This window comes from Mucilaginibacter sp. PAMC 26640 (genome assembly GCA_001596135.1).
Lineage (GTDB): Bacteria > Bacteroidota > Bacteroidia > Sphingobacteriales > Sphingobacteriaceae > Mucilaginibacter.
The window spans coordinates 2,524,214-2,545,766 of sequence record CP014773.1 but is presented as its reverse complement, the minus strand read 5'-3'; the positions used below and the strand labels follow the sequence as shown (position 1 = coordinate 2,545,766).

At 44.9% G+C, this 21,553-nt stretch carries 14 protein-coding genes and 1 pseudogene; 13 read left to right on the top strand and 2 right to left on the bottom strand.

What is annotated here, in order from left to right:
• The first annotated feature begins 170 nt into the window (after positions 1–170).
• From A0256_11080 to A0256_11070, 3 genes are all read left to right on the top strand, one after another.
• Positions 171–1,286, top strand: coding sequence for a peptidase M42 (locus A0256_11080; GenBank protein AMR31928.1), 1,116 nt, complete (start codon positions 171–173; stop codon positions 1,284–1,286).
• A 75-nt stretch (positions 1,287–1,361) separates the two neighbouring features.
• On the top strand, positions 1,362–2,261 hold the full coding sequence (locus A0256_11075; protein ID AMR31927.1) for a nucleotidyltransferase: 900 nt from the start codon (positions 1,362–1,364) through the stop codon (positions 2,259–2,261).
• A gap of 875 nt (positions 2,262–3,136) precedes the next feature.
• Positions 3,137–3,505, top strand: coding sequence for a histidine kinase (locus A0256_11070; protein ID AMR31926.1), 369 nt, complete (start codon positions 3,137–3,139; stop codon positions 3,503–3,505).
• Here A0256_11070 and A0256_11065 read toward each other — a convergent pair.
• On the bottom strand, positions 3,484–4,635 hold the full coding sequence (locus A0256_11065; GenBank protein AMR31925.1) for a hypothetical protein: 1,152 nt from the start codon (positions 4,633–4,635) through the stop codon (positions 3,484–3,486). The genes A0256_11070 and A0256_11065 overlap by 22 nt on opposite strands.
• Positions 4,636–4,727: 92 nt before the next feature.
• Complete coding sequence (locus A0256_11060; protein AMR31924.1) at positions 4,728–5,516, bottom strand: amidohydrolase; 789 nt, start codon at positions 5,514–5,516, stop codon at positions 4,728–4,730.
• On the opposite strand from A0256_11060, the gene A0256_11055 reads away from it, so the two are divergent.
• From A0256_11055 to A0256_11010, 10 genes and pseudogenes are all read left to right on the top strand, one after another.
• A complete protein-coding gene (locus A0256_11055; GenBank protein ID AMR31923.1) occupies positions 5,515–5,772 on the top strand; it encodes a hypothetical protein in 258 nt (85 codons plus the stop codon). The two genes, A0256_11060 and A0256_11055, sit on opposite strands and share 2 nt — an antisense overlap.
• Positions 5,773–5,803: 31 nt before the next feature.
• Positions 5,804–8,824: pseudogene (locus A0256_11050) on the top strand (hypothetical protein).
• Between the two features lie 152 nt (positions 8,825–8,976).
• Positions 8,977–10,806: a hypothetical protein gene (locus A0256_11045; GenBank protein AMR31922.1), complete on the top strand. Its 1,830-nt coding sequence runs from the start codon at positions 8,977–8,979 to the stop codon at positions 10,804–10,806.
• A 38-nt stretch (positions 10,807–10,844) separates the two neighbouring features.
• Positions 10,845–11,948 carry a hypothetical protein gene (locus tag A0256_11040; GenBank protein ID AMR31921.1) on the top strand — a complete coding sequence of 368 codons (1,104 nt, stop codon included), beginning with the start codon at positions 10,845–10,847 and terminating at the stop codon, positions 11,946–11,948.
• Between the two features lie 44 nt (positions 11,949–11,992).
• Positions 11,993–12,706 (top strand): biopolymer transporter ExbB, encoded by a 714-nt coding sequence (locus A0256_11035; GenBank protein AMR31920.1) that lies wholly within the window; start codon positions 11,993–11,995, stop codon positions 12,704–12,706.
• Positions 12,703–13,104, top strand: a complete 402-nt coding sequence (locus A0256_11030; protein ID AMR31919.1) for a biopolymer transporter ExbD — start codon at positions 12,703–12,705, stop codon at positions 13,102–13,104. The genes A0256_11035 and A0256_11030 overlap by 4 nt, the downstream gene beginning before the upstream one ends.
• A 148-nt stretch (positions 13,105–13,252) precedes the next feature.
• Positions 13,253–14,068, top strand: a complete 816-nt coding sequence (locus A0256_11025; GenBank protein ID AMR31918.1) for a hypothetical protein — start codon at positions 13,253–13,255, stop codon at positions 14,066–14,068.
• 224 nt (positions 14,069–14,292) lie between these two features.
• A complete protein-coding gene (locus A0256_11020; protein AMR31917.1) occupies positions 14,293–15,606 on the top strand; it encodes a dihydrofolate synthase in 1,314 nt (437 codons plus the stop codon).
• Positions 15,607–17,652: 2,046 nt separating this feature from the next.
• On the top strand, positions 17,653–18,642 hold the full coding sequence (locus A0256_11015; protein AMR31916.1) for an L-glyceraldehyde 3-phosphate reductase: 990 nt from the start codon (positions 17,653–17,655) through the stop codon (positions 18,640–18,642).
• Positions 18,643–19,066: 424 nt separating this feature from the next.
• Positions 19,067–21,535, top strand: coding sequence for a hypothetical protein (locus A0256_11010; protein ID AMR31915.1), 2,469 nt, complete (start codon positions 19,067–19,069; stop codon positions 21,533–21,535).
• The last annotated feature ends 18 nt before the right edge of the window (positions 21,536–21,553 follow it).

Here is a 21,553-nt window from a genome sequence, read left to right as displayed (position 1 = left end):
CTTTTAATTAACTTAACTGATCTTATTTAGTAACGCCGCAAAGGTGGACTTACGCTGTTAAGCAAAGATTAAGTAAACAATAACATTCATATCCCGTTTAAACCGTATAGAGCAATTTAATCTGCTTTATTATATTTGCGCTTGCCCCAATAGGGTCTCACTATATTCAAATGGCTAAAAAGAAAACCGACGCAGAACAGAAACCTGCTATAGTTACGAACAAATCACTCGAATTCTTCGAAAAATATATCAATAACGCATCTCCTACCGGTTTTGAATGGAAAGGACAGCAGCTTTGGCTGGATTATCTAAAACCTTATATCGATGATTATTATGTAGATAATTACGGCACCGCGGTAGGCGTTATTAACCCAACTGCAGCATACAAGGTAGTTATAGAGGCACATGCCGATGAAATTTCCTGGTTTGTAAATTACATCACAAATGATGGTTTAATTTACGTGATCCGCAACGGCGGCTCAGATCACCAGATAGCACCCTCAAAGCGTGTAGATATCCATACCGACAACGGCATTGTTAAAGCCGTATTTGGATGGCCGGCCATCCACACCCGCCTGGGTGGTGAAAAGGAGGAAGCCCCTACTTTAAAGAATATATTTTTAGATTGTGGCTGCACCAGCAAAGATGAGGTTGAAAAAATGGGGATCCATGTAGGTTGTGTTATTACCTATGAGGATGAGTTTATGATACTCAATAACCGCTATTATGTTGGCCGCGCATTGGATAACCGTGCAGGTGGCTTCATGATAGCCGAAGTTGCCCGTTTATTAAAAGAAAATAACGTAACCCTGCCTTTCGGCCTGTATATTGTTAACGCGGTTCAGGAAGAAATTGGCCTGCGTGGTGCCGAAATGATTGCGCATCGGATAAAACCTAACGTTGCTATTGTAACTGATGTTACGCACGATACCAACACACCAATGATCAATAAAATTACCCAGGGCGATTTAAGCTGCGGTAAAGGTCCGGTAATTTCTTACGCTCCTGCCGTACAAAACAATCTGAATAAATTATTGATAGAGTCGGCTCAAAAAGCCAATATTCCTTTTCAGCGCCAGGCTTCATCGCGCAGCACCGGAACCGATACGGATGCTTTCGCTTATAGCAACGATGGTGTGCCGTCGGCATTGATCTCACTACCGTTACGTTATATGCATACCACAGTAGAAATGATCCACAAAGATGATGTTGATAATGTTATCCGACTGATTTATGAGTGCCTATTAAATATTAAAGCCGGGCAAGACTTCAGATATATTAAATAATACATAAAAAATTTAGGAATATTTATTATTATTGGCAACTACACCGAAAGAAAAATAAAAAAATTACAAAACACTATGAAACCCACCCTACTGATCTTGGCTGCAGGAATGGCCAGCCGTTACGGAAGCATGAAACAGGTTGATGGATTTGGACCAAATGGCGAAACCATTATCGATTACTCCATATACGACGCTATCCAGGCTGGATTTGGAAAGATCACGTTTATTATCCGCGAGGAATTTTTGGATAGCTTCAAAGCCATATTTGAACCGAAGCTGGCCGGAAAAATTGAAACTGATTACGTTTTTCAAAACTACGATCTTACCCAGTTTGGAATAACCGAAGAGGTAGAACGCGCTAAACCATGGGGAACCGCCCATGCAGTTTTAGCTGCCCGTAACCAGGTGAACGAACCATTTTGCGTAATCAATGCAGATGACTTTTATGGTTACGATGCATTTAAAAAAATGGCTGATTTTTTATCTAACGAAGTTGCCGATGATAAATATGCCATTATTGGCTACCAGGTAGACCGCACGCTGAGCGACCACGGGTCAGTATCGCGCGGCGTATGCCAGGTAGAAGATGGTAAAATGGTAGCGATAAATGAGCGCCTCAAAGTTTATTTTAAAGAAGATGGAACTGTAGCGTATGAAGAAGACGATAAAGAATTCCCGTTAGACCCGCTAACCCGCGTATCTATGAACTTTTGGGGTTTTACGCCTGCAGTTTTTGAACAGAGCCTGCCGATGTTTAAAGCCTTTGTTGAGAAAAACAAATCTAATCCGAAAGCTGAATTCTTTATACCGCTGGTGGCCGACGGTTTAATAACAACAGGTGAAGCTTCTTTTGAAGTGATCCCTACAGATGCTAAATGGTTTGGCGTAACGTACAAAGAAGATAAACCCATTGTACAAAAAAGCATTTCTGCTTTGGTAGAAAACGGCACTTACCCTACTAATCTTTGGTCGTAGTGTAACCGCAACTATTTGACATAGTTAAATCCTGCCCAATACTGGGCGGGATTTTTTGTTTTTGGACTAGATGTTCCAATAATAGCATAACAGCAAACGGTTCAAAATAACGGCACATCATAAAAATACCAATCTCCATAGGCTGCCTGCCGGATCAGACCGACTACAAACGCTACCAGTCTAATTTTTTTTAAATATTATTATATTTCAATAGACTTAAGTATAATAATATTTAATATATTTATTAATAAGTAATTATTGAAAATACAGTAACCTGATTGTATTGCCATGACCGCCACAATAACAGAACACAGAAAACACCCAACAAAAACGTTTGGTGTGTGTGCAAAATGCAAATTACCGCTGGAATACCGCGCCCACCGCAGCTGGTTTGTTAAAAATCTTTTATTTTGGTTACCGGTTAGAAAATTTAAATGCGTCAAGTGCAACCGCAACCAATATGTAATAATTAACCGATAGTTAAGGAATTGTATTTAAGTGATTCGTTTTTATCTAAATTGCAAAACCAGCTATAAAATATGGTTTATAATTACAATATTTGCAATTGTAATTTACAATCATATTAATTGGAAGCTTTAGATACAGACAAAAAGCCAACTCACTCCCGTTGCCCAAAATGCGGCAAGCATTTTCATCATAGACTTCACCGGGGGTGGTTTATGAAAAATATTTTGAGCTTTATCCCTTATAAGAAATATTTCTGCGCCAATTGTAATAAGGGTTATTACATCATCAAAAAAGAAAATAGCGAGAAATAATTATTTTGGTATAAGTATTGCTTAAGTGTAATAAATACAAGTGTTGTATACGATATACAACTATTTGCAGATACATATTATAACAGATACCATAACATGCGCCGGATATTAGCTGTAGACGATGATAAAGATATACTAGAAGTACTTCAATTTATTTTAGAAGATTCTGGTTATGAGGTTGATACACTTTCAGACGGCCATAATTTGATGGACATTGTACGAAATAAAATGCCTGATCTGATTTTGCTGGACATTATGTTGGGTAATATGGACGGACGTGAGTTGTGTAAAGCGGTCAAAAAAGAGTCAAGTACCCATAACATTCCTGTTATATTAATCTCTGCGAGCCATAATATTTCTAGTTCCATGAACAATGAAGGCGCTCCAAATGACTTCATTGCCAAACCATTTGACATCAACAATTTACTCGGTAAAATTAAAAGTCATTTGAGCTCAGCAGCCTGAGTGTTTAGCTGTGTTACAGATAGTTTTTGCAGCTCCTGCCTTACTCTCACAGTCCACAACTGTTGCTGATACCCCTCAAGGCCATGGCTGGTTTCTGAGTCATATCGTTTCTGAATCTCATTAATTTCTCTCAACGCATCCAGATAAGCCATATTTATAGGGCCGTCGTAGTTATCAACGCTTAATTCGGTACGTGCTAAGCGTTGCTTAAATCGCTCTGCTACTAATTTCACAATATCGAAGTGTAGTTGTTCATGTGCTAAGCTATTGCTGTTTAAACCTCCACTGCGAACCCAACACGCGCTTTTGGGCACATATACTTTTATATCAAGAACGATATCTATAATTGCATTAGACAGCTTAACATCTTCATCATAACCAAGTGCAGCAAAAATTTCGGCAGCGTATTTACTATTATGTGGCTTCCCGGCAAAATCAGTCCATTTTAAAGGTCGGTTCGGGTCATAATAAACTGTATCGTCTTCAATAGTGTTTTTATGATCGGTAAAACTTATTTTAACTTTTTTGGCAAGAGCCATATGATGATCAGCCTGAGCGTTCACCCAATTATTAATATATATTAATCCCTTTACCATCATATTACTTAATAAAGGCTCTGCTTTTTGTGCCGCACCGCTTTTTCGCTGGTAACTGCTACTGGCGGTATAATCATCCAGTTTTACAAATTCACCATTCCGCAACAAACCAAATTGCAGTGATAAGGCAATTTTCCCTTCTGCTCTGTTAGCTGCAACGGGCCTTTCGTCAATCTCAACTGATTTTATCTTGATGACCAGCGGTCGTAAATTTTTATTCACCGGGATACTGGCTGCTATAAAAGATCTAAGTGCTGTCCCGCCGCCCCCTAAATGGGCGGGTAAAATTTGTGGTTGCCGGGGCTTCAAATCATTTACTTGCACCACTTTACCTATAGTACGCAAATCTGAACGTTCGTCATCCACCCTGAAAATATAAAACTGAGTAGGTGCAATGGCTGCTGGCTTGGGTTGCAACTCGATGATAGCGGTTTTAAAAGGAATTTGTGCATCAACGGGCAGGGTAAAACCTACCAATCCCACCAACTCTGTTAAAATGAATAAATAATATCGGACAGTAGTAGAAATCTGCATTCTGAAAAATAACGCAGGGCGGACGTTGATATTTTATGCGATCAAGATCATTTACCGGGCGATGACGATAGGGTATGTGAGGCTTTTTATCCCTATTGCACCAAAGCCGGTTTAAATCTTTTAGCCAAATTACCTGTCGCGCTATGCAAATCAATATCGGCTACAAAAACACCCGGCTGGCCATATGGCTGGTAGGCTACGCAGGTGCCATCTGGCCCAATCAGTGCCGTAGCAGATGCCGGGTTATCAACTGTATAATTAACGCCGGCAAAATAAATGGTGTTCTCCAGTGCCCGCATCATCATTGCTTTTTCGTAATACGGGTTTTGCGGATGCAGCCACTCGGTAACTTTATGATCTGGATCCTCGTTCCAGGTTAAGTGCGGGTGAAAAACAATTTGTGCGCCCCGCATTGCCGCCCATCGTACCGATTCCGGGTAACGGAAACCTTCGTGGCAAATCGTGATCCCGAATTTTAATCCTTCAATTTCGAACAACTTGCGCTGCGTTCCCGGCACCCATAGGTGATCTTCGCTGGGGTCTAATTGGTTTTTGGTTTGATACCCCAGTTTCTCCCCTTCGGCGGATATCACATAGGCGATATTAAAAAGTAAATTGCCTTCGTACCAATCCATCGGTATAATCATGGCGATACCATTTGCCGCTGCAATTACGCAGATTTTTTCCAATGCTTCTTCCATCTTTTCGGGCGTGCCGGCTTCGTTTTCGTTGCCGGATAAGGGGTAACCAGGCAAATAAGTTTCCGGAAAACAAATTATAGCGGCACCTTTTGCTGCCGCTTCGGCTGTTAATTTCTCTATTTGATACAGCCCATCGGCTATGTTTTTGGGATAGGGCGGAGAGGCTAAAGCAACTTTCATGATAGCGTTGTTAGCCATCAAAACTACTCAAAACCACTTGCAAAATCAAACAATTATACTTAAAATCAGGCTATTCTATAAAACCACTACACCGGTTTTTAGCAAGCTAAAATTTGTTAACCATCAGCACAAAACCTCCTATTTTGCTCCTAATTTTAATTTCCCACAGATATACCAGCGCCTTTTTGTCGCCGTTTTAAAACAGTGCTTATTCACATTTGTTAATTACTATTGTGAATTGCATTTTTGCGTTTAGCTATTTTAGCACCATCATTAGTACGCATTCTATGATCAAACTTAAATACATTACTTTTGCTGCGCCGGTATTTTTTGCACTTACTACCCAGGCTCAGCAAAATCCATCCTTTCACGTTAACCAGGTTTATCGAACCGCATCAGACCTGTTAGATAAAGGTAAATACGCATCTGCAGCCGAGCAATACCGCCTGGTAGAGCAGTACCGACTCAAAACTGCGCCACAAGCAAAATTTGAAACAGAACTTTCCTTACTAAAAGAAAATGCCCAGTATTACGAGGCACTTTGCGCGCTGGAATTAGGCAACGATGACGCCGAAAGCATGTTCCTGCGCTTTATTAAAGAACACCCGGAAAATCCGCTTACCAAACTTGCTTATTTCCAGATAGGTAAATCCTATTTTAAACAGCAAAAGTTCAGCGAAGCGTTAACCTGGTTTGACAAAGTGGAGTCAGGAGAACTCAACGGCGCCCAAAACACCGAGTATAAGTTCCGTAAGGGCTACACCTACTTTATGCTGAATGATTATAAAAAGGCGCAGCCTTTATTTGGCGAAGTAAAAAATAAAAAATCACCTTTTTTGGATGATGCCATTTACTACTTTGCCTACATCGCTTACCTGAATAAGGATTACAGTATTGCCCTTGCCAACTTCGAACGTTTAAAAAACTCGAAGAAGTACGAGAGCAGCTATCCTTATTATATCACAGCAGTTTATTTTTTAGATAAGCGCTACAACGATGTAATCAGCTATGCGGTTCCCATCATTAAAAACACCAAACAGCAAAACGAAACTGAAATGCTGCGCATTATTGCTGCCTCCTATTTTGCCAAAGGAGATTTTGATAACTCAGTGGGTTATTACAGCCGTTTCCAGGATCAGGATATGGGTAAAACGCAAAATACGCAGGATAGTTACCAAATAGGATACGCCTTTTACAAAGTTGGCAACTATGGCAAGGCAGCAAGCGAACTGGAAAAACTGGTAGCACAAAACGACAATTACAGCCAGAGCGGCAGCTACACCCTGGGCGATGTGTTTCTGAAGATGAACAATAAGCAAAGCGCGCGTAATGCCTTCCAGGTAGCGGCTAAGCTGGATTACGACAAACAACTACAGGAAGATGCGCTTTACCAATATGCCAAGCTCTCCTATGAACTTGATTTTAACAACGAAGCCCTGGGAGCTACCCGTTTATATCTACAAAAATATCCGCGCAGCACCCGTACCGATGAGGTAAAGATTTTGCTTGGTGAAGAACTTCTAAATTCGCACAACTACAAAGAAGCGGTTGAGATTCTGGAGCCTATTCCCAATAAATCGGCAAGTGCCATGGAAGCTTATCAAAAAGTGACCTACTACCGAGGCTTAGAGTTTTACAACGAGCGCGCTTTTGAAAATGCCATCGGTATCTTCCTTCGTTCGCTTCGCGACCCCATTGATACCAAGATCCAGACCCTTACCTATTACTGGATGGCCGAGTCGATGTTTGAGGTACGCAAATACGGTGAATCGGTTGATAATTTCCAGAAGTTTTTGGCGATGCCTGAGGCTAAACAAACCGACGTTTACAATTTTGCTAACTATGCTCTTGCATATGCGGCTTTTGGCGACGAGCAATACCGCACGGCCGCTACCTATTTTGAGAAGTTTTTGCGCGGAGATGTTAAGGACAAAAATTCCGAAAATGACGCCATTGCCCGTTTAGGCGACAGCTACTTTGTGCTGAAGAGTTATGAAAATGCGATGAGCGCGTATAACAAGATCATTGCGCAGCAGAGCCAGGGACAGGATTATGCCCTGTTTCAGCGGGGAATTATCCAGGGGCTGCAAGGCTCGCTGGATGCCAAGATCAGCACGCTGACTGATGTGCTGAACCGTTTCCCAAACTCAGATTATGCGGATGATGCGTCTTTCGAAATTGCTTACACTTACTTCCTGAAAAACGACGGCGACCGGGCCAAAGCAGATCTGCAGGCCATGGTGCAAAAATATCCGCGCAGCAGCTATATACCCCGTGCGCTTACCACCATTGGTTTGATAGATTACAATGCAGGCCGTAATGATGATGCTGTAGTTTCGTTTAAAAAGGTGGTATCTGATTATTCATCCAGCGATGAAGCAAAACAGGCGCTTAAGCAGGTAGAAAAGATATATACTGATAAAGGGGATGCACAAACTTTTATAAACTATGCGGGCACCACAGCTATAGGCAACTATTCTACCGCCGACCAGGAGAATATCATGTATGCGGCTGCTAACAACCTGTATCTGCGGGGCGACTGGCAGGGAACGGTTAATGCAGTTGGCGCTTACTTTGACAGATTCCCCACTAAACAGATCTACGAGAAAGAATCACGGTTTATTCGTGCGCAAAGCCTGGTAAATTTGAATAAAAACGAAGAAGCTGTTGTAGATTACAACGTTATACTAAATGATTGGACCAGCACTTACAGCGAAAAAGCCCTGATCAGCATGGCTAAGCTTTACATGGCGCAAAAGAAATACAACGATGCCATTGTGTTTCTGAAACGGCTGGAAACCAATTCGGAATATAAGGCAGATTATTCTTACGCCATAAACAACTTATTGTTCTGCTACGCGCAGATCAACATGCCGGATGATATGCTGAAGTATGCCAACCTGATCCGCGACAATGAAAAATCGGCGCAGGAAGATATCTTCAAAACAGGGCTGTATGCCGGCAAAGCTTACCTGATGAAAGCCGATACTGCATCGGCCGTTACGGAGTTCAACTACACTGTAAAGAACACCAAAACGGTCGCCGCTGCCGAGGCGAAGTATAACCTTGCCAACATTGAATACTTAAAAGGCAAATACAAAGAATCTCAAAAAACATGCTTCGACCTGGTGAAAGAATTGCCAAACTATGATTACTGGATAGCCAGGACCTATATCCTGCTGGCAGATAATTATGCCGCGCTGAAAGATAGATTCCAGGCCAAAGCTACCCTGCAAAGTATTATTGAAAACTATAAAGGAAACGACGATATTTTAGAGACAGCCAAAGCCAGGCTGGCGCAAATGTCCGGCCAAAAGGCGGCCATACCTGCACCAGCGCTGCAACCCGCCGAAGATAAGCCAGCTGTAACAGATACCACCACTACCAAACCGGAGAACAAAGAACAATAACAGAACAAGCAATGAACACGAAATACACATACATACTGCTCGCCTTGTTAATGGGTTTTTACTTTGTTCCTGCAAACGCACAAACAAAAAAACCTGTTAAAAAACCCGCTTCAAAAACGGTGCAAGCCCCGGCAGCTAAGCCTGCAAAAAAAGCTGCAGCAAAAAAAACTACCGTTAAAACTACTCCTGCACAGCAATCATCTGCCCGTAACCTGGGTGATGCCGCAGCTAAAATAACAGCCGACACGACTAAAAAAGGCGGGGGTACTAATTCAAATACCCCTACGGGGAACGGTGCCGGCCTAACAGAGGAAATAGTAGTCACCACCGCATACAAACCAGTATTGGCAGAAGCGGTGAAAATTCGCCGCAACCCCGATCTGGAAGAGGCAGCTCCTTTTAAAGCTCCGCTGGCTTATGCTCCTATTGATAAAAAATTGCAGCAGGACAACAACATACGGCAATTGGATGCAATGAAACGCCCTGCAGAACAGGATTCGGTTCTATCTAATAATTATGTTAAAGCCGGTGCGGGTAGTTTAAAAACCACCTATGCCGAGGGTTATTTTTCAAATGGCCGCGATGAAGCCCTGCAGCTTGGCGGCTTTATCAAACACTTTGCACAATCGGGCAGCCAGTACAAACAAAATCAAATCAGTGATCAGCTTGGGGTGTTTGGTAAAAGCATCAACGAGGAAAACACTATTACCGGCCGCGTGAATTACAAGCGTATGGGAACATATTTTTATGGATTAACCCCTCCTATTGCGCTGTCGGCCGCAACGTTTAATCCGCAGAAACAAACCTTTAATGACATAGGTGCCGAAGTAGAGCTGGCCAAGAACTATAAAGACGTAGAGAACGATTTTACCTATGCGGTAAAACTTAAGGGCAACCTGTTCAGCAATGCGTATAAAGCCAGGGAAAACAACCTGGTGCTATCAGGTTTTATAAATCAAACAGTCAAACAATTTTACGCAGGTTTAAGCGGTTCGCTTGATCTCAGCACGCAAAAAGACAGCCTTTACTCACTCAGTAATAGCATTGTAAGAGGTAATCCTTATATCAAATTTCAGGGAGAAGACTATAAAATAGATGCAGGTGTCAACATCGTAAAGGAATTTGGCTTTTCCAGTCGCTTTTTTATATTCCCGGCGGCAAAAGCAGAGTATCAGGTGATCCCGAAATACGTGCGCTTGTTTGCAGAAGTAAAAGGTGATGTTAATCGTGCTTCATTAATTGACTACACGGATATTAACCCTTTCCTGGGTCAGAATGTTGCCATCAAAAATTCAGTAGATGAGCTGGATCTGGCAGTTGGATTAAAAGGCACACTGGCGCCGGGTTTAAGCTTTAAAGCTGCCTTCTTCCGTAACATGGTGAAGAACATGGCTTTGTTTGTAAACAACTTTGGGGCCGAAAGGAATAAATTTGCGGTGATCTATGATAACGGAAGAGCCCGTGTTAGCGGCTTTACCGGTGAACTGGACTTTAAAGCGGCCGACGATTTCGACCTGTTTGGCCGTGTAGAGTTTAAAGATTACAAACTGGCATCAGAAGCCCAGCCATGGAACCTGCCTAAATTTAAATTAACGGCAGGCACTACCATCCATATTAATGATAAGGTTGATGTTACCGGTTCATTATTGTTCCGTGGCAGCACGGTAGACCCTTTGCAGGTAGCCACAAGTACCGGTACAACTGCGTATACTACCATATCATCTTTTGCAGATCTGAGTGGGGGCGTTAATTACAAGGTGAATAAAAAATTCTCGGTATTTGTACAGGTAAATAATATCCTGAGCACAACCAACCAAAACTGGGCATATTATCCAAATTATGGCCTGAACGTATTTGGTGGCATTGGTTATGCGTTTTAGGTTTTTTGATGTTTTATAATTATCCGTACTTTTAGCGAATGGATGTAGGCTATTATATAAGCGAATTACTTGGGCACCACGGTACTGTAAATGTACAGGGGCTTGGCTACTTTGCGCATACCCGAGTAAATGGGTATTATAATGATGCCGAGGGTAAATTTTACCCCCCGGGCTATAGCGTGCAGTTTGACCCACAATCCTTGCAGGACGACGATGCATTAGCGGTATATATTGCCGACAAAAAGAAAATTTCTGTTGCCTCCTCAAAATATTTCACCGAAAAATTTGTTCTTAACCTGAAACAACAGGCTGTAACAGCAGAAACAGCGTTGGCAGACCTGGGCTGGTTTAGCACAAACACCAATGGCCAGTTAATTTTCCGGCCGAACAATGTAACCGGTACCGACCCTGAATTTTTTGGTTATCCGGCTATCTCCTTACACAAAATAGGCCAGCAGCCTCAGCAACCGCAATACCCGGCAGAAGTGGAAAATTCAACCGGGGAGCTTGCAGGCCAAATAACAGTACCAGTTGCCGATTCGCGTCAGCAAGCCTACAGTGATGAGTTCCAAACCGAACAGGAGCACGAGGATTACCTGGTAGCACTAACATCTAAAAAACGCAGAACAACGCGCTTGGTGGTGTTGTGCCTGGTGATCCTATTTACAGCGGCCGCCATTGTTCTTGTTCAGCGTTATAACCCTTCTGCTTTCGGATTCTTTAACGCACCACAGGAAAAACCAGTTGCTCAACCGAAGATTGTTATCGATACCAGTGATAGGGTAAACAAAAAAGACACGGCCGATGCACCTTTAATAAGAGATACGGCTGCCGATACGTTATCAGTAAAAACAACGCCAGTGGCCGATTCAACATTCAGGCCGCGTTTTGAACTCATAGACGGGGCTTTCAAGACCGAAGCGCAGGTAACTGCCGCTATTATCAGATTTAAAGCAAAAGGCATAGATGCTAAAAGAGTTGCTGATCCGGGCACTGGTCCACTGATAAAGGTGTCTATTGGCACCTACGCCACACGCGGTGAGGCAGAGGATGCGCTTAAAGCGAAGCTTGCATCCAAGGTGGCAGATGCAAAAGCAAAGATTATTGAAATAAACCCGCAAAATACAGGCATCAAGCCATAATTTAACCAGGGAGGCAACTCCCTAAATATTCAGAACATACACAAATGACTTTACTATTCGCACAGGTTACAGATACGGCAAGCAAGCTGGTGGATACGGCCAAACAAGCCGGCCAGCAATTGGCACAGATCCCCAATGAGGAATTAAGGTTTGGCGACCTTCTTTTAAAAGGTGGCTGGGTAATGGTCCCTATCGGGATTTTGGCCGTATTGGGCCTGGTTATCTTTTTCGAACGTTATTTCACTATCCGCAAGGCTGCTAAAGACGAGTCGCACCTGATGGTGCAGGTTCGTGGCAGCATCCTTTCCGGTAATCTGGAATCCGCCATCGCTATCTGTAAAAACAGTAACTCACCACTTGGCCGCATGCTGGCTAAAGGCATGCTGAGAATAGGCCGCCCCATTAAGGATATTGAAGGTGCGATAGAAAACATAGGCAAACTGGAAGTATCCAAACTGGAAAAAAACATTGGCATCCTGGGTATTGTAGCAGGTATTGCACCAATGTTCGGCTTCCTGGGTACCATTGCCGGGGTAATCAAGATCTTTTACGATATCTCTAAGACAGACAACATTAGCATGGGCGTAATTTCCGGTGGTTTATACGTAAAAATGGTGACATCTGCCGCAGGTTTGTTTGTAGGGATCATTGCTTATGTGTGTTACCATATTTTAAATATGATGGTTGATAAAGTGATCCTGAAGCTGGAGACCGACGCGATCGAGTTTATTGACCTGTTAGAGGAGCCAAGCAAATGAATTTAAGAAAGAGAAAGCGGGGCGCATCGGCAGAGGTACATACCTCCGCCATGAACGACATCATGTTCTTCCTGCTGCTGTTCTTCCTGATCGCATCCACGGTAACCAACCCCAATGTGATCAAGCTTATGCTGCCAAAATCAGCAAGCGGGCAATCGGTATCTAAAAAAACGATAAACGTTTCTATAGACAAAGATCTTAAATACACGGTTGATAAAAAGGAAGTTCCCATTGCAGATTTGCCTGCGGTGATCGGCAGCTATAAAACACTGGCAAGCGAATTAACGATAGTGCTATATGTAGACCGTACCGTTGCCATACAGGATGTGGTACAGGTGATGGATATTGCACAAAAATTAAATATTAAACTGGTATTGGCCACGGAGCCGAAAGGATAAAAAGTAACGAGTACATAGTAGCTAGTGTTAAGATAGATACTGGCTGTGGTGCGAATGCCAGCGTCTTGATACTGGCCATGCACGCAAGACTGACTAGCACGCAAGGCACAGTCTTGATACTTGATACTAACTACTTGATACTAAAAGAATGGAATACAGGGAAGAAAATAATTATCCGAGAGCGTTTGCTGCGACAGGTGTAATACTTGCCGCGGTGATGGCCTTGTGCTATTTCATTGTTTTTCAGTCGCCGCCCAAAGCTGAAGATGGCACGGGCGGTATCCTGGTAAACTACGGTACAGTGGATGAAGGGATGGGCAGCGACTACATGAGCGTTGAAGAACCTTCCGTTGCGGAGAAAGCCAACCAAACCAAACCCGATAAAGTAACCCCGGAACAACCTACCGAAGAAAAGCAGGAAGTGGATAACAGCGATAAAAATGTTGTTACCCAAGCCAACGAGGATGCGCCTGAAGTAGTTGCTAACTCTAAAGCTCCAAGCAAAACAGTAGCTACGCAGCCAACAACTAAACCGGTAGCCAAACCAACGGTTAACCAGAATGCGTTATACAAAGGAAAAACCAATAATGGCACCGGTGAAGGTGATGGTACGGGCTCTACCCCGGGCAACCAGGGTAAAACTACCGGCACTACACTAACTAATAATTACAACGGCACCGGAAGCGGCAATGGCGGCAACCTTAACCTTACCCAGCGCAGCTTTGTATCCTACCCAAAAGTGTCCGACAATAAACGCCACCAGGGTAAAGTTGTCGTTGATATCCGGGTGGATAAAAACGGTAATGTTATTTATGCCAACGCCGGGGCGCCGGGCACCACTATAGTAGATTCCGAGCTGCTCCAGAAATGCGAAGATGCATTGAAGAATGCCCGTTTCAACTCATCAGATACCGCCCCGGATTCGCAGCCGGGTACGATGACGTTTGTGTTTAAAGTGAATTAGGCTGTAGACCATTATCAATAGCGATCGACCTCGAATTAATTAGACTTGCCGTATCAAACGCTTTGCCCGTTCACCTGAGACGAAAGCATTGCGTCTCTACTACAGATCACATTGGTGATCATTTCCACTTTTGCGCCAGATGCTATTAAGTTCTGACGCATCATTCCCAAACAATTATTTCCTAAGTTTGCCCAACCATAGCTATCGACTATGGACCATGGACTATGGACTACAACGCCACCCTCGATTATCTTTACACACAACTGCCCATGTTTACCCGGGTTGGTGCTTCGGCTTTTAAAAAGGACCTGACCAATACCTTGGCGTTATGCGAAAAACTGGATAATCCACAGCACAAATTTAAAAGTATCCATGTAGCCGGTACTAATGGTAAAGGCTCTACTTCGCACATGCTGGCTGCCATTTTGCAGGTTGCCGGGTATAAAACAGGGCTGTATACTTCGCCACATCTAAAAGATTTCAGGGAGCGGATCCGGATCAACGGGCAGATGATCAGCGAGGAAACGGTTGTTGACTTTGTAGCAAACCACGGGCAAGATTTTGAGGAGATCCAGCCCTCATTTTTTGAGATGACCGTAGCACTCGCGTTTGATATTTTCGCTAAAGAAAAAGTTGATGTCGCTGTTGTTGAAGTGGGCCTGGGCGGGCGGCTCGACTCTACCAACATCATTACCCCGCTCCTATCCATAATCACCAATATCGGCTGGGACCACATGAATATGTTGGGCGACACACTGCAGTTGATCGCCGGCGAAAAGGCGGGGATCATTAAGGAGAATATCCCGGTCGTCATTGGCGAATATCAACCGGAGATAGCTGATGTTTTTCTTCGCAGGGCCGAACAACTTGATGCACACATCGAATTTGCATCTGAAGAATGGGAGGTTTTAGCGCAAGATAGTGACACAGAAACTCTTTCGGTAGAGATTCAAAAACAGGTGCTGCCTACCTTTGCTTTTTCGGACGACCCAGTGCTGAACCTGCAGCTTGATCTGCCCGGAACTTACCAGGTCAAAAATCTAAAAACTGTTTTATCAGCGGTTGACGAACTGCGCGAGCAAGGGTTTACGATCAGCAATGATCATATTACAACAGCGTTAAAGCAAGTTAAAACCCTTACCGGCCTGCACGGGCGATGGGAAGTACTCAAAACTTTGCCATTAACTATTTGCGATACCGGCCATAATCCGGAGGGTATCCGGGAGGTATTAAAAAATATCGCAGCTGTTCCCTACAATAAACTTCACTTCGTCATCGGCATGGTGAACGATAAAGACCTGGGTAAAGTGCTTAACATGCTGCCAAAAAATGCCACCTATTATTTTTGCAAACCCGATATCCCCCGCGGCTTGGATGCGCAAAACCTAAAGGCACAAGCAGCAAATGCCGGATTACAGGGCCAAACCTACCCATCGGTTAAAGATGCGCTAAGCGCCGCACAAAGCGCCGCGGCAAATAAAGACCTTGTGTTTGTAGGTGGCAGCACTTTTGTAGTGGCTGAGGTGAGTCCCGAGTAAAAATATAATGCTCACCTCGTCCTGCTGAATTTGTTTCAGCACCCCACATGCTTGGTGAACTCTATGGCGGCCACCTGTCCCGTGGGATGCCGAAATAAACTCGGCACGACGGCTGGGGGTGAACTGGATAATTGCTAATTCTCACGTCGTCCTGCTGACCTTGTTTCAGCACCCCACATGCTCGGTGAACTTTATGGCGGGCATGACGGCGGGGGGTGAATAGGACTTGCAAGGCCTTACGTCGTCATGCTGAACTTGTTTCAGCACCTCACATGCTTGGTGAACTTTATGGCGGGCATGACGACGGGGGTTGAATAGGATAATTGCTAATTCTCACGTCGTCATGCTGAACTTGTTTCAGCACCCCACGTGCTCGGTGAACTTTATGGCGGGCATGACGGCGGGGGTGAATAGGACAATTGCAAGGCCTTACGTCGTCATGCTGAACTTGTTTCAGCACCCCACATGCTTGGTGAACTTTATGGCGGGCATAACGGCGGGGGTTGAATAGGAAAATTGCAAGGTCTTACGTCGTCATGCTGAACTTGTTTCAGCACCCCACGTGCTCGGTGAACTTTATGGCGGGCATGACGGCGGGGGTGAATAGGACAATTGCTAATTCTCACGTCGTCATGCTGAACTTGTTCAGCACCCCACATGCTTGGTGAACTTTATGGCGGGCATAACGGCGGGGGTTGAATAGGATAATTGCTAATTCTCACGTTGTCATGCTGAACTTGTTTCAGCACCCCACATGCTTGGTGGACTTTATGGCGGGCATAACGGCGGGGGTTGAATAGGATAATTGCTAATTCTCACGTCGTCATGCTGAACTTGTTTCAGCACCCCACATGCTTGGTGAACTCTATGGCGGCCACCTGTCCCGTGGGATGCCGAAATAAATTCGGCACGACGGCTGGGGGTGAACTGGATAATTGCTAATTCTCACGTCGTCATGCTGAATTTGTTTCAGCACCCCACATGCTTGGTGAACTCTATGGCGACCACCTGTCCCGTGGGATGCCGATATAAATTCGGCACGACGGCTGGGGGTGAACTGGATAATTGCTAATTCTCACGTCGTCCTGCTGAACTTGTTTCAGCACCCCACGTGCTCGGTGAACTTTATGGCGGTTACCTGTCCCGTGGGGTGCCGAAATAAATTCGGCACGACGGCTGGGGGTGAACTGGATAATTGCTAATTCTCACGTCGTCATGCTGAACTTGTTTCAGCACCCCACATGCTCGGTGAACTTTATGGCGGGCATGACGGCGGGGGGGTGAATAGGACAATTGCAAGGCCTCACATCGTCATGCTGAACTTGTTTCAGCACCCCACATGCTTGGTGAACTTTATGGCGGGCATGACGGCGGGGGGGTGAATAGGACAATTGCAAGGCCTCACATCGTCATGCTGAACTTGTTTCAGCACCCCACATGCTTGGTGAACTTTATGGCGGCCACCTGTCCTGTGGGATGCCGAAATAAATTCGGCATAACGGCGGGGGTTGGTCGTTTTCATGGCGGTTACCTGTCCTGTGGGATGCCGAAATAAATTCGGCACGACGGCGGGGTCGGGGGGCTGACCTTGTTTAAGCACCCCACATGCTTGGTGAACTCTATGGCGGCCACCTGTCCCGTGGGATGCCGAAATAAATTCGGCACGACGGCTGGGGTTGGTCGTTTTCATGGCGGCCACCTGTCCTGTGGGATGCCGAAATAAATTCGGCATGACGGCTGGGGTCGGGGGGCTGAACTTGTTTCAGCACCCCACGTGCTCGGTGAACTTCATGGCGGTTACCTGTCCTGTGGGATCCCGAAATAAATTCGGCACGACGGCTGGGGTTGGTCGTTTTCATGGCGGTTACCTGTCCTGTGGGATGCCGAAATAAATTCGGCACGACGGCCGGGGCCGGGGGGCTGAACTTGTTTCAGCACCCCACGTGCTTGGTCGTTAACATGGCTTTGATGATTCTACCCATTCAAAAATTGCTATAATTCGAGTTCAGACAAAATATCTTAATTTAGCCTGCAAAACCAACCAATATGACCTACCAACCCGCTGCTAACCGATACGATAAAATGCAATACCGCCGCTGCGGTAAAAGCGGCATAAAGCTGCCTGAAATTTCCCTTGGCCTGTGGCACAACTTCGGCCATGTGGATGTGATGGAGAATTTCCGCAAGATCCTGCACCTGGCTTTTGATAGCGGCATTACCCATTTCGACCTGGCAAACAATTACGGTCCGCCTCCGGGCTCTGCCGAAACCAATTTTGGCAAGATCCTAAAGGAAGACTTCGCAGGTTACCGCGATGAGATGATCATCTCTACCAAAGCAGGCTACCACATGTGGGAAGGACCGTATGGCGAATGGGGATCAAAAAAATACCTGGTATCCAGTCTGGATCAAAGCCTGAAACGCATGGGATTGGATTATGTTGACATTTTTTACCATCATCGCCCGGACCCGGATACACCGCTTGAAGAAACTATGGGAGCGCTTGATCTGATTGTTCGCCAGGGTAAAGCGCTATATGCCGGCATCTCCAACTACAGTGCAGAAGAAGCCGACAAAGCCATTCAGATCCTGAAAGATCTGGGTACGCCGTGCTTAATCCATCAGCCCAAATACAGCATGTTTGTACGCGACGCCGAAGCGGGTTTGCTGGATGTACTGGAAAAAGACGGCGTGGGCTGTATCCCTTTTTCACCATTGGCCCAAGGCCTGCTTACTAATAAATACCTGCATGGCATCCCAGAAGATTCGCGTGCGGCAAAATCCACTGGCTTTTTACAAACCAGTCAGGTGACCGATGAGGTGATTGATAAAATCAAAAGTTTAAACGAACTGGCCCTGCAGCGCAATCAAACGCTGGCACAAATGGCTCTGGCCTGGTTGCTGAAAGACCCCCGCGTTACATCGGTATTGATAGGCGCCAGTAAACCGGAACAACTGGCTGATTCGCTAAAAGCGCTGGATCATGTCGAATTCAGCAGCGAAGAACTGGCAAAGATCGAAACAATATTACAATAGCCTTAAGGCCAGTCGTCATCAAACGTTCCGATTGAACGAGAATGTTTAATTATTGGGTTTCTACGCAAGAGGCGTCCTAACGGGACGCCTTTTTGGTTTGATGCTATTAAGCGGGGATAATAAATTGCCTGTGTTCGGGTATGTTCGGGTCTGTTCGGGCCTGCTCGCAATTGAAAACAGCGCGAACGCGAACAGATTCAGCGGCATATAAGCTGATAATCAGGCAGCCTTGTTACTTCAAATTGTTTGCTGGAAACTCTCCAGAACGAGCGGCGGACTGTATTCGTTAGGTGCAATTATTATGGACTAGCCACGCACAATTCCCCCATAAATAAAAGGTCTTTTCCCGTTAACAATATTTAACAAAGTGCGTCTAAAATTTTTGATTTATAAGCATCATCTTAGTGCTTACTTAACCTGCCATATGAAGTCAACCTTATTGCTTGCATTTATAATCCTGTTTTCCTTCCCATCTTTCGCGCAGCAAACCGTTATCAGCGGAAAGATAACTGCCGGTGACGGTAAGGCAATTCCCTTTGCAACCGTATATGTAAAGAATACTACCAAGGGCACATCTGCCAACAGCGAGGGCGAGTACAGTATCAACCTGAAGCCCGGAACTTACAATGTACAGTACAAAGCACTTGGCTACAGTCAGCAGAGCCGCACCATAGATTTAAAAACCAACCAGACCGTTGACGTAACCCTGAATAATGAAGACTATCAGCTGCAGGGCGTTACCGTACGTGTAGGCGGGGAAGACCCTGCTTACACCATCATTCGTAAAGCCATCAAAAAACGTAAGGGCTACCTTAACGAGGTGAATGCCTACACCTGCGAGGTATATATTAAAGGCCTGCAAAAGCTGCTGGCGGCCCCTAAGAAATTCCTGGGCTTTGATGTGCAAAAGGCCACCCGCGAGGCCGGCCTCGACAGTAACCGCCGGGGGATCGTCTACCTGTCAGAGTCGCAATCCAAACTCAGCTTTATGCGGCCGGATAACCTACACGAGGAAATCATTTCTTCTAAGGTATCGGGCAGCAACCGGGCTTTCAGCTTTAACCGCGCATCAGACCTGAGAGTTAACTTTTACGAGAATACCCAAATCTGGGATGGCCTGAGTAACCGCCCGCTAGTGTCACCCATTGCCGATAATGCCCTTTTCTATTATAAATTTAAGTTGATGGGTGCGTCAATCGAGAACGGTGAAACCATCAATAAGATCCTGGTTACTCCGCGCCGTGACTATGACCCATGCTTTAGCGGTTACATCTATATTGTAGAGGATACCTGGCGACTGCAAAGCCTTGCGCTGTCCATCACTAAAAAGGCCAACATCAACTTCGTGGACACACTAAAAGTGAACCAGGAGTTTGTGCCGGTAACGGATAAGGTTTGGATGCCGGCTTCCATCAAATTTGAGTTTACCGGCGGTATATTTGGGTTCCGCATTGGCGGATATTTTATATCGATCTATAAAGATTACGACATCGATCCGAAACTGGATAAGAAACAATTTGCCGAAGTGCTGCGCATCACCAAAGGTGTAAACAAAAAGGACTCTGCTTACTGGAACCAGGAACGCCCTATTCCGCTGACCCTGGAAGAGAAAACGGATTATACCAAAAAGGCAGTATTAGCCGCCAAGCGCGAATCAAAAACCTACCTGGATTCACTGGATAAAGAGAACAACAAAGTGAGCGTTGGCAAACTATTTCTGAGTGGTTACCAGCACCGTAACCGTTACAAACACGAGTATTATAATTTCGGGTCAGTATTGAGTTCTGTGTATTATAACACCGTTCAGGGCCTGGCGCTTGATTATGGTGTTTCCTATACCAAAGGGCTGGATAGCGTAAACCGTTTATTGTCTACCAAATACGTTTCGGTATATGGCAGGGCGGGGTACGGATTTTCCAACCGCATCTTTACCGGAAGCGGAGGGGTAACTTTGTCAAACGGACCCCTTACCTTCAACATTGGTGGAGGCTCCATCATAGATGACCTGAACAACCTGCAGCCTGTTACGCGTTTTATGAATACGACCTACAGCTTGCTCAACAGGCAGAATTATCAGAAGCTATACCAAAAGCAATTTATTACTGCCGGTCTATCAACGCGTATCATCGGCGGCTGGCTGGCCAGCGGATCAGTAGAATGGGCCGACCGGAAGTGGTTGCCTAACACAGCCGACTATAGTCTTTTCCATCCGAAAGATCGCGAGTTCACCTCCAACAATCCGCTGAACCCGGTTGAGGATGTACCGCTATTTGCGCAGAATCAGTCGTTCAAAGTAAGCTTGCGCACTTCATATGATTTTAGCGACAAATACGAGACCTATCCTACCGGCAGGCGATACGTACCCTCTAAATACCCAACTATAGGGATTAACGTGGTTAAGGGCTTTAAGAATGTGCTGGGATCTGATGTGGATTATACGTTGCTATCGGCGGATATTGCCAAATCGGATATCCCAATGGGCTTTTATGGTAAAACAAGTTTTTACGTTGGGGCGGGTAAATTCTTTAATACCAACAGCCTGTTTTATACCGACTACAAACACTTTTCGGGTAACCAGGTACTATTCTATAGCGCTGGCATCAATCATTTTTTACTGCTCGATTATTACCGCTACAGCACCGGCGATAAATATTTAGAAGGGCACCTGGAACATAACTTCTCGGGGTTCATCCTGAATAAGATTCCACTGATTAGAAAATTGAAATTACAGGAGCTGGTGGACGTAAATTACCTGTACACCCCTACCCTTAAACATTACACCGAACTTGGCTTTGGCTTGCAAACTAATACCGGCATCCGGGTAATGTACGGCCTGTCGTTCAACCAGGGTAATAAGGTGGATAATGCGCTGAGGATCGGGCTGAGTTTTTAAGGGATAAAATATTTGATG

Coding starts and splice junctions, on each gene's coding strand:
- A0256_11030 (AMR31919.1), top strand. CDS start 12,703: ATGAATTTAAGAAAGAGAAAGCGGGGCGCATCGGCAGAGGTACATACC.
- A0256_11015 (AMR31916.1), top strand. CDS start 17,653: ATGACCTACCAACCCGCTGCTAACCGATACGATAAAATGCAATACCGC.
- A0256_11055 (AMR31923.1), top strand. CDS start 5,515: ATGATAGCGTTGTTAGCCATCAAAACTACTCAAAACCACTTGCAAAAT.
- A0256_11025 (AMR31918.1), top strand. CDS start 13,253: ATGGAATACAGGGAAGAAAATAATTATCCGAGAGCGTTTGCTGCGACA.
- A0256_11060 (AMR31924.1), bottom strand. CDS start 5,516: ATGAAAGTTGCTTTAGCCTCTCCGCCCTATCCCAAAAACATAGCCGAT.
- A0256_11010 (AMR31915.1), top strand. CDS start 19,067: ATGAAGTCAACCTTATTGCTTGCATTTATAATCCTGTTTTCCTTCCCA.
- A0256_11075 (AMR31927.1), top strand. CDS start 1,362: ATGAAACCCACCCTACTGATCTTGGCTGCAGGAATGGCCAGCCGTTAC.
- A0256_11065 (AMR31925.1), bottom strand. CDS start 4,635: ATGCAGATTTCTACTACTGTCCGATATTATTTATTCATTTTAACAGAG.
- A0256_11045 (AMR31922.1), top strand. CDS start 8,977: ATGGGTTTTTACTTTGTTCCTGCAAACGCACAAACAAAAAAACCTGTT.
- A0256_11080 (AMR31928.1), top strand. CDS start 171: ATGGCTAAAAAGAAAACCGACGCAGAACAGAAACCTGCTATAGTTACG.
- A0256_11040 (AMR31921.1), top strand. CDS start 10,845: ATGGATGTAGGCTATTATATAAGCGAATTACTTGGGCACCACGGTACT.
- A0256_11020 (AMR31917.1), top strand. CDS start 14,293: ATGGACTACAACGCCACCCTCGATTATCTTTACACACAACTGCCCATG.
- A0256_11035 (AMR31920.1), top strand. CDS start 11,993: ATGACTTTACTATTCGCACAGGTTACAGATACGGCAAGCAAGCTGGTG.
- A0256_11070 (AMR31926.1), top strand. CDS start 3,137: ATGCGCCGGATATTAGCTGTAGACGATGATAAAGATATACTAGAAGTA.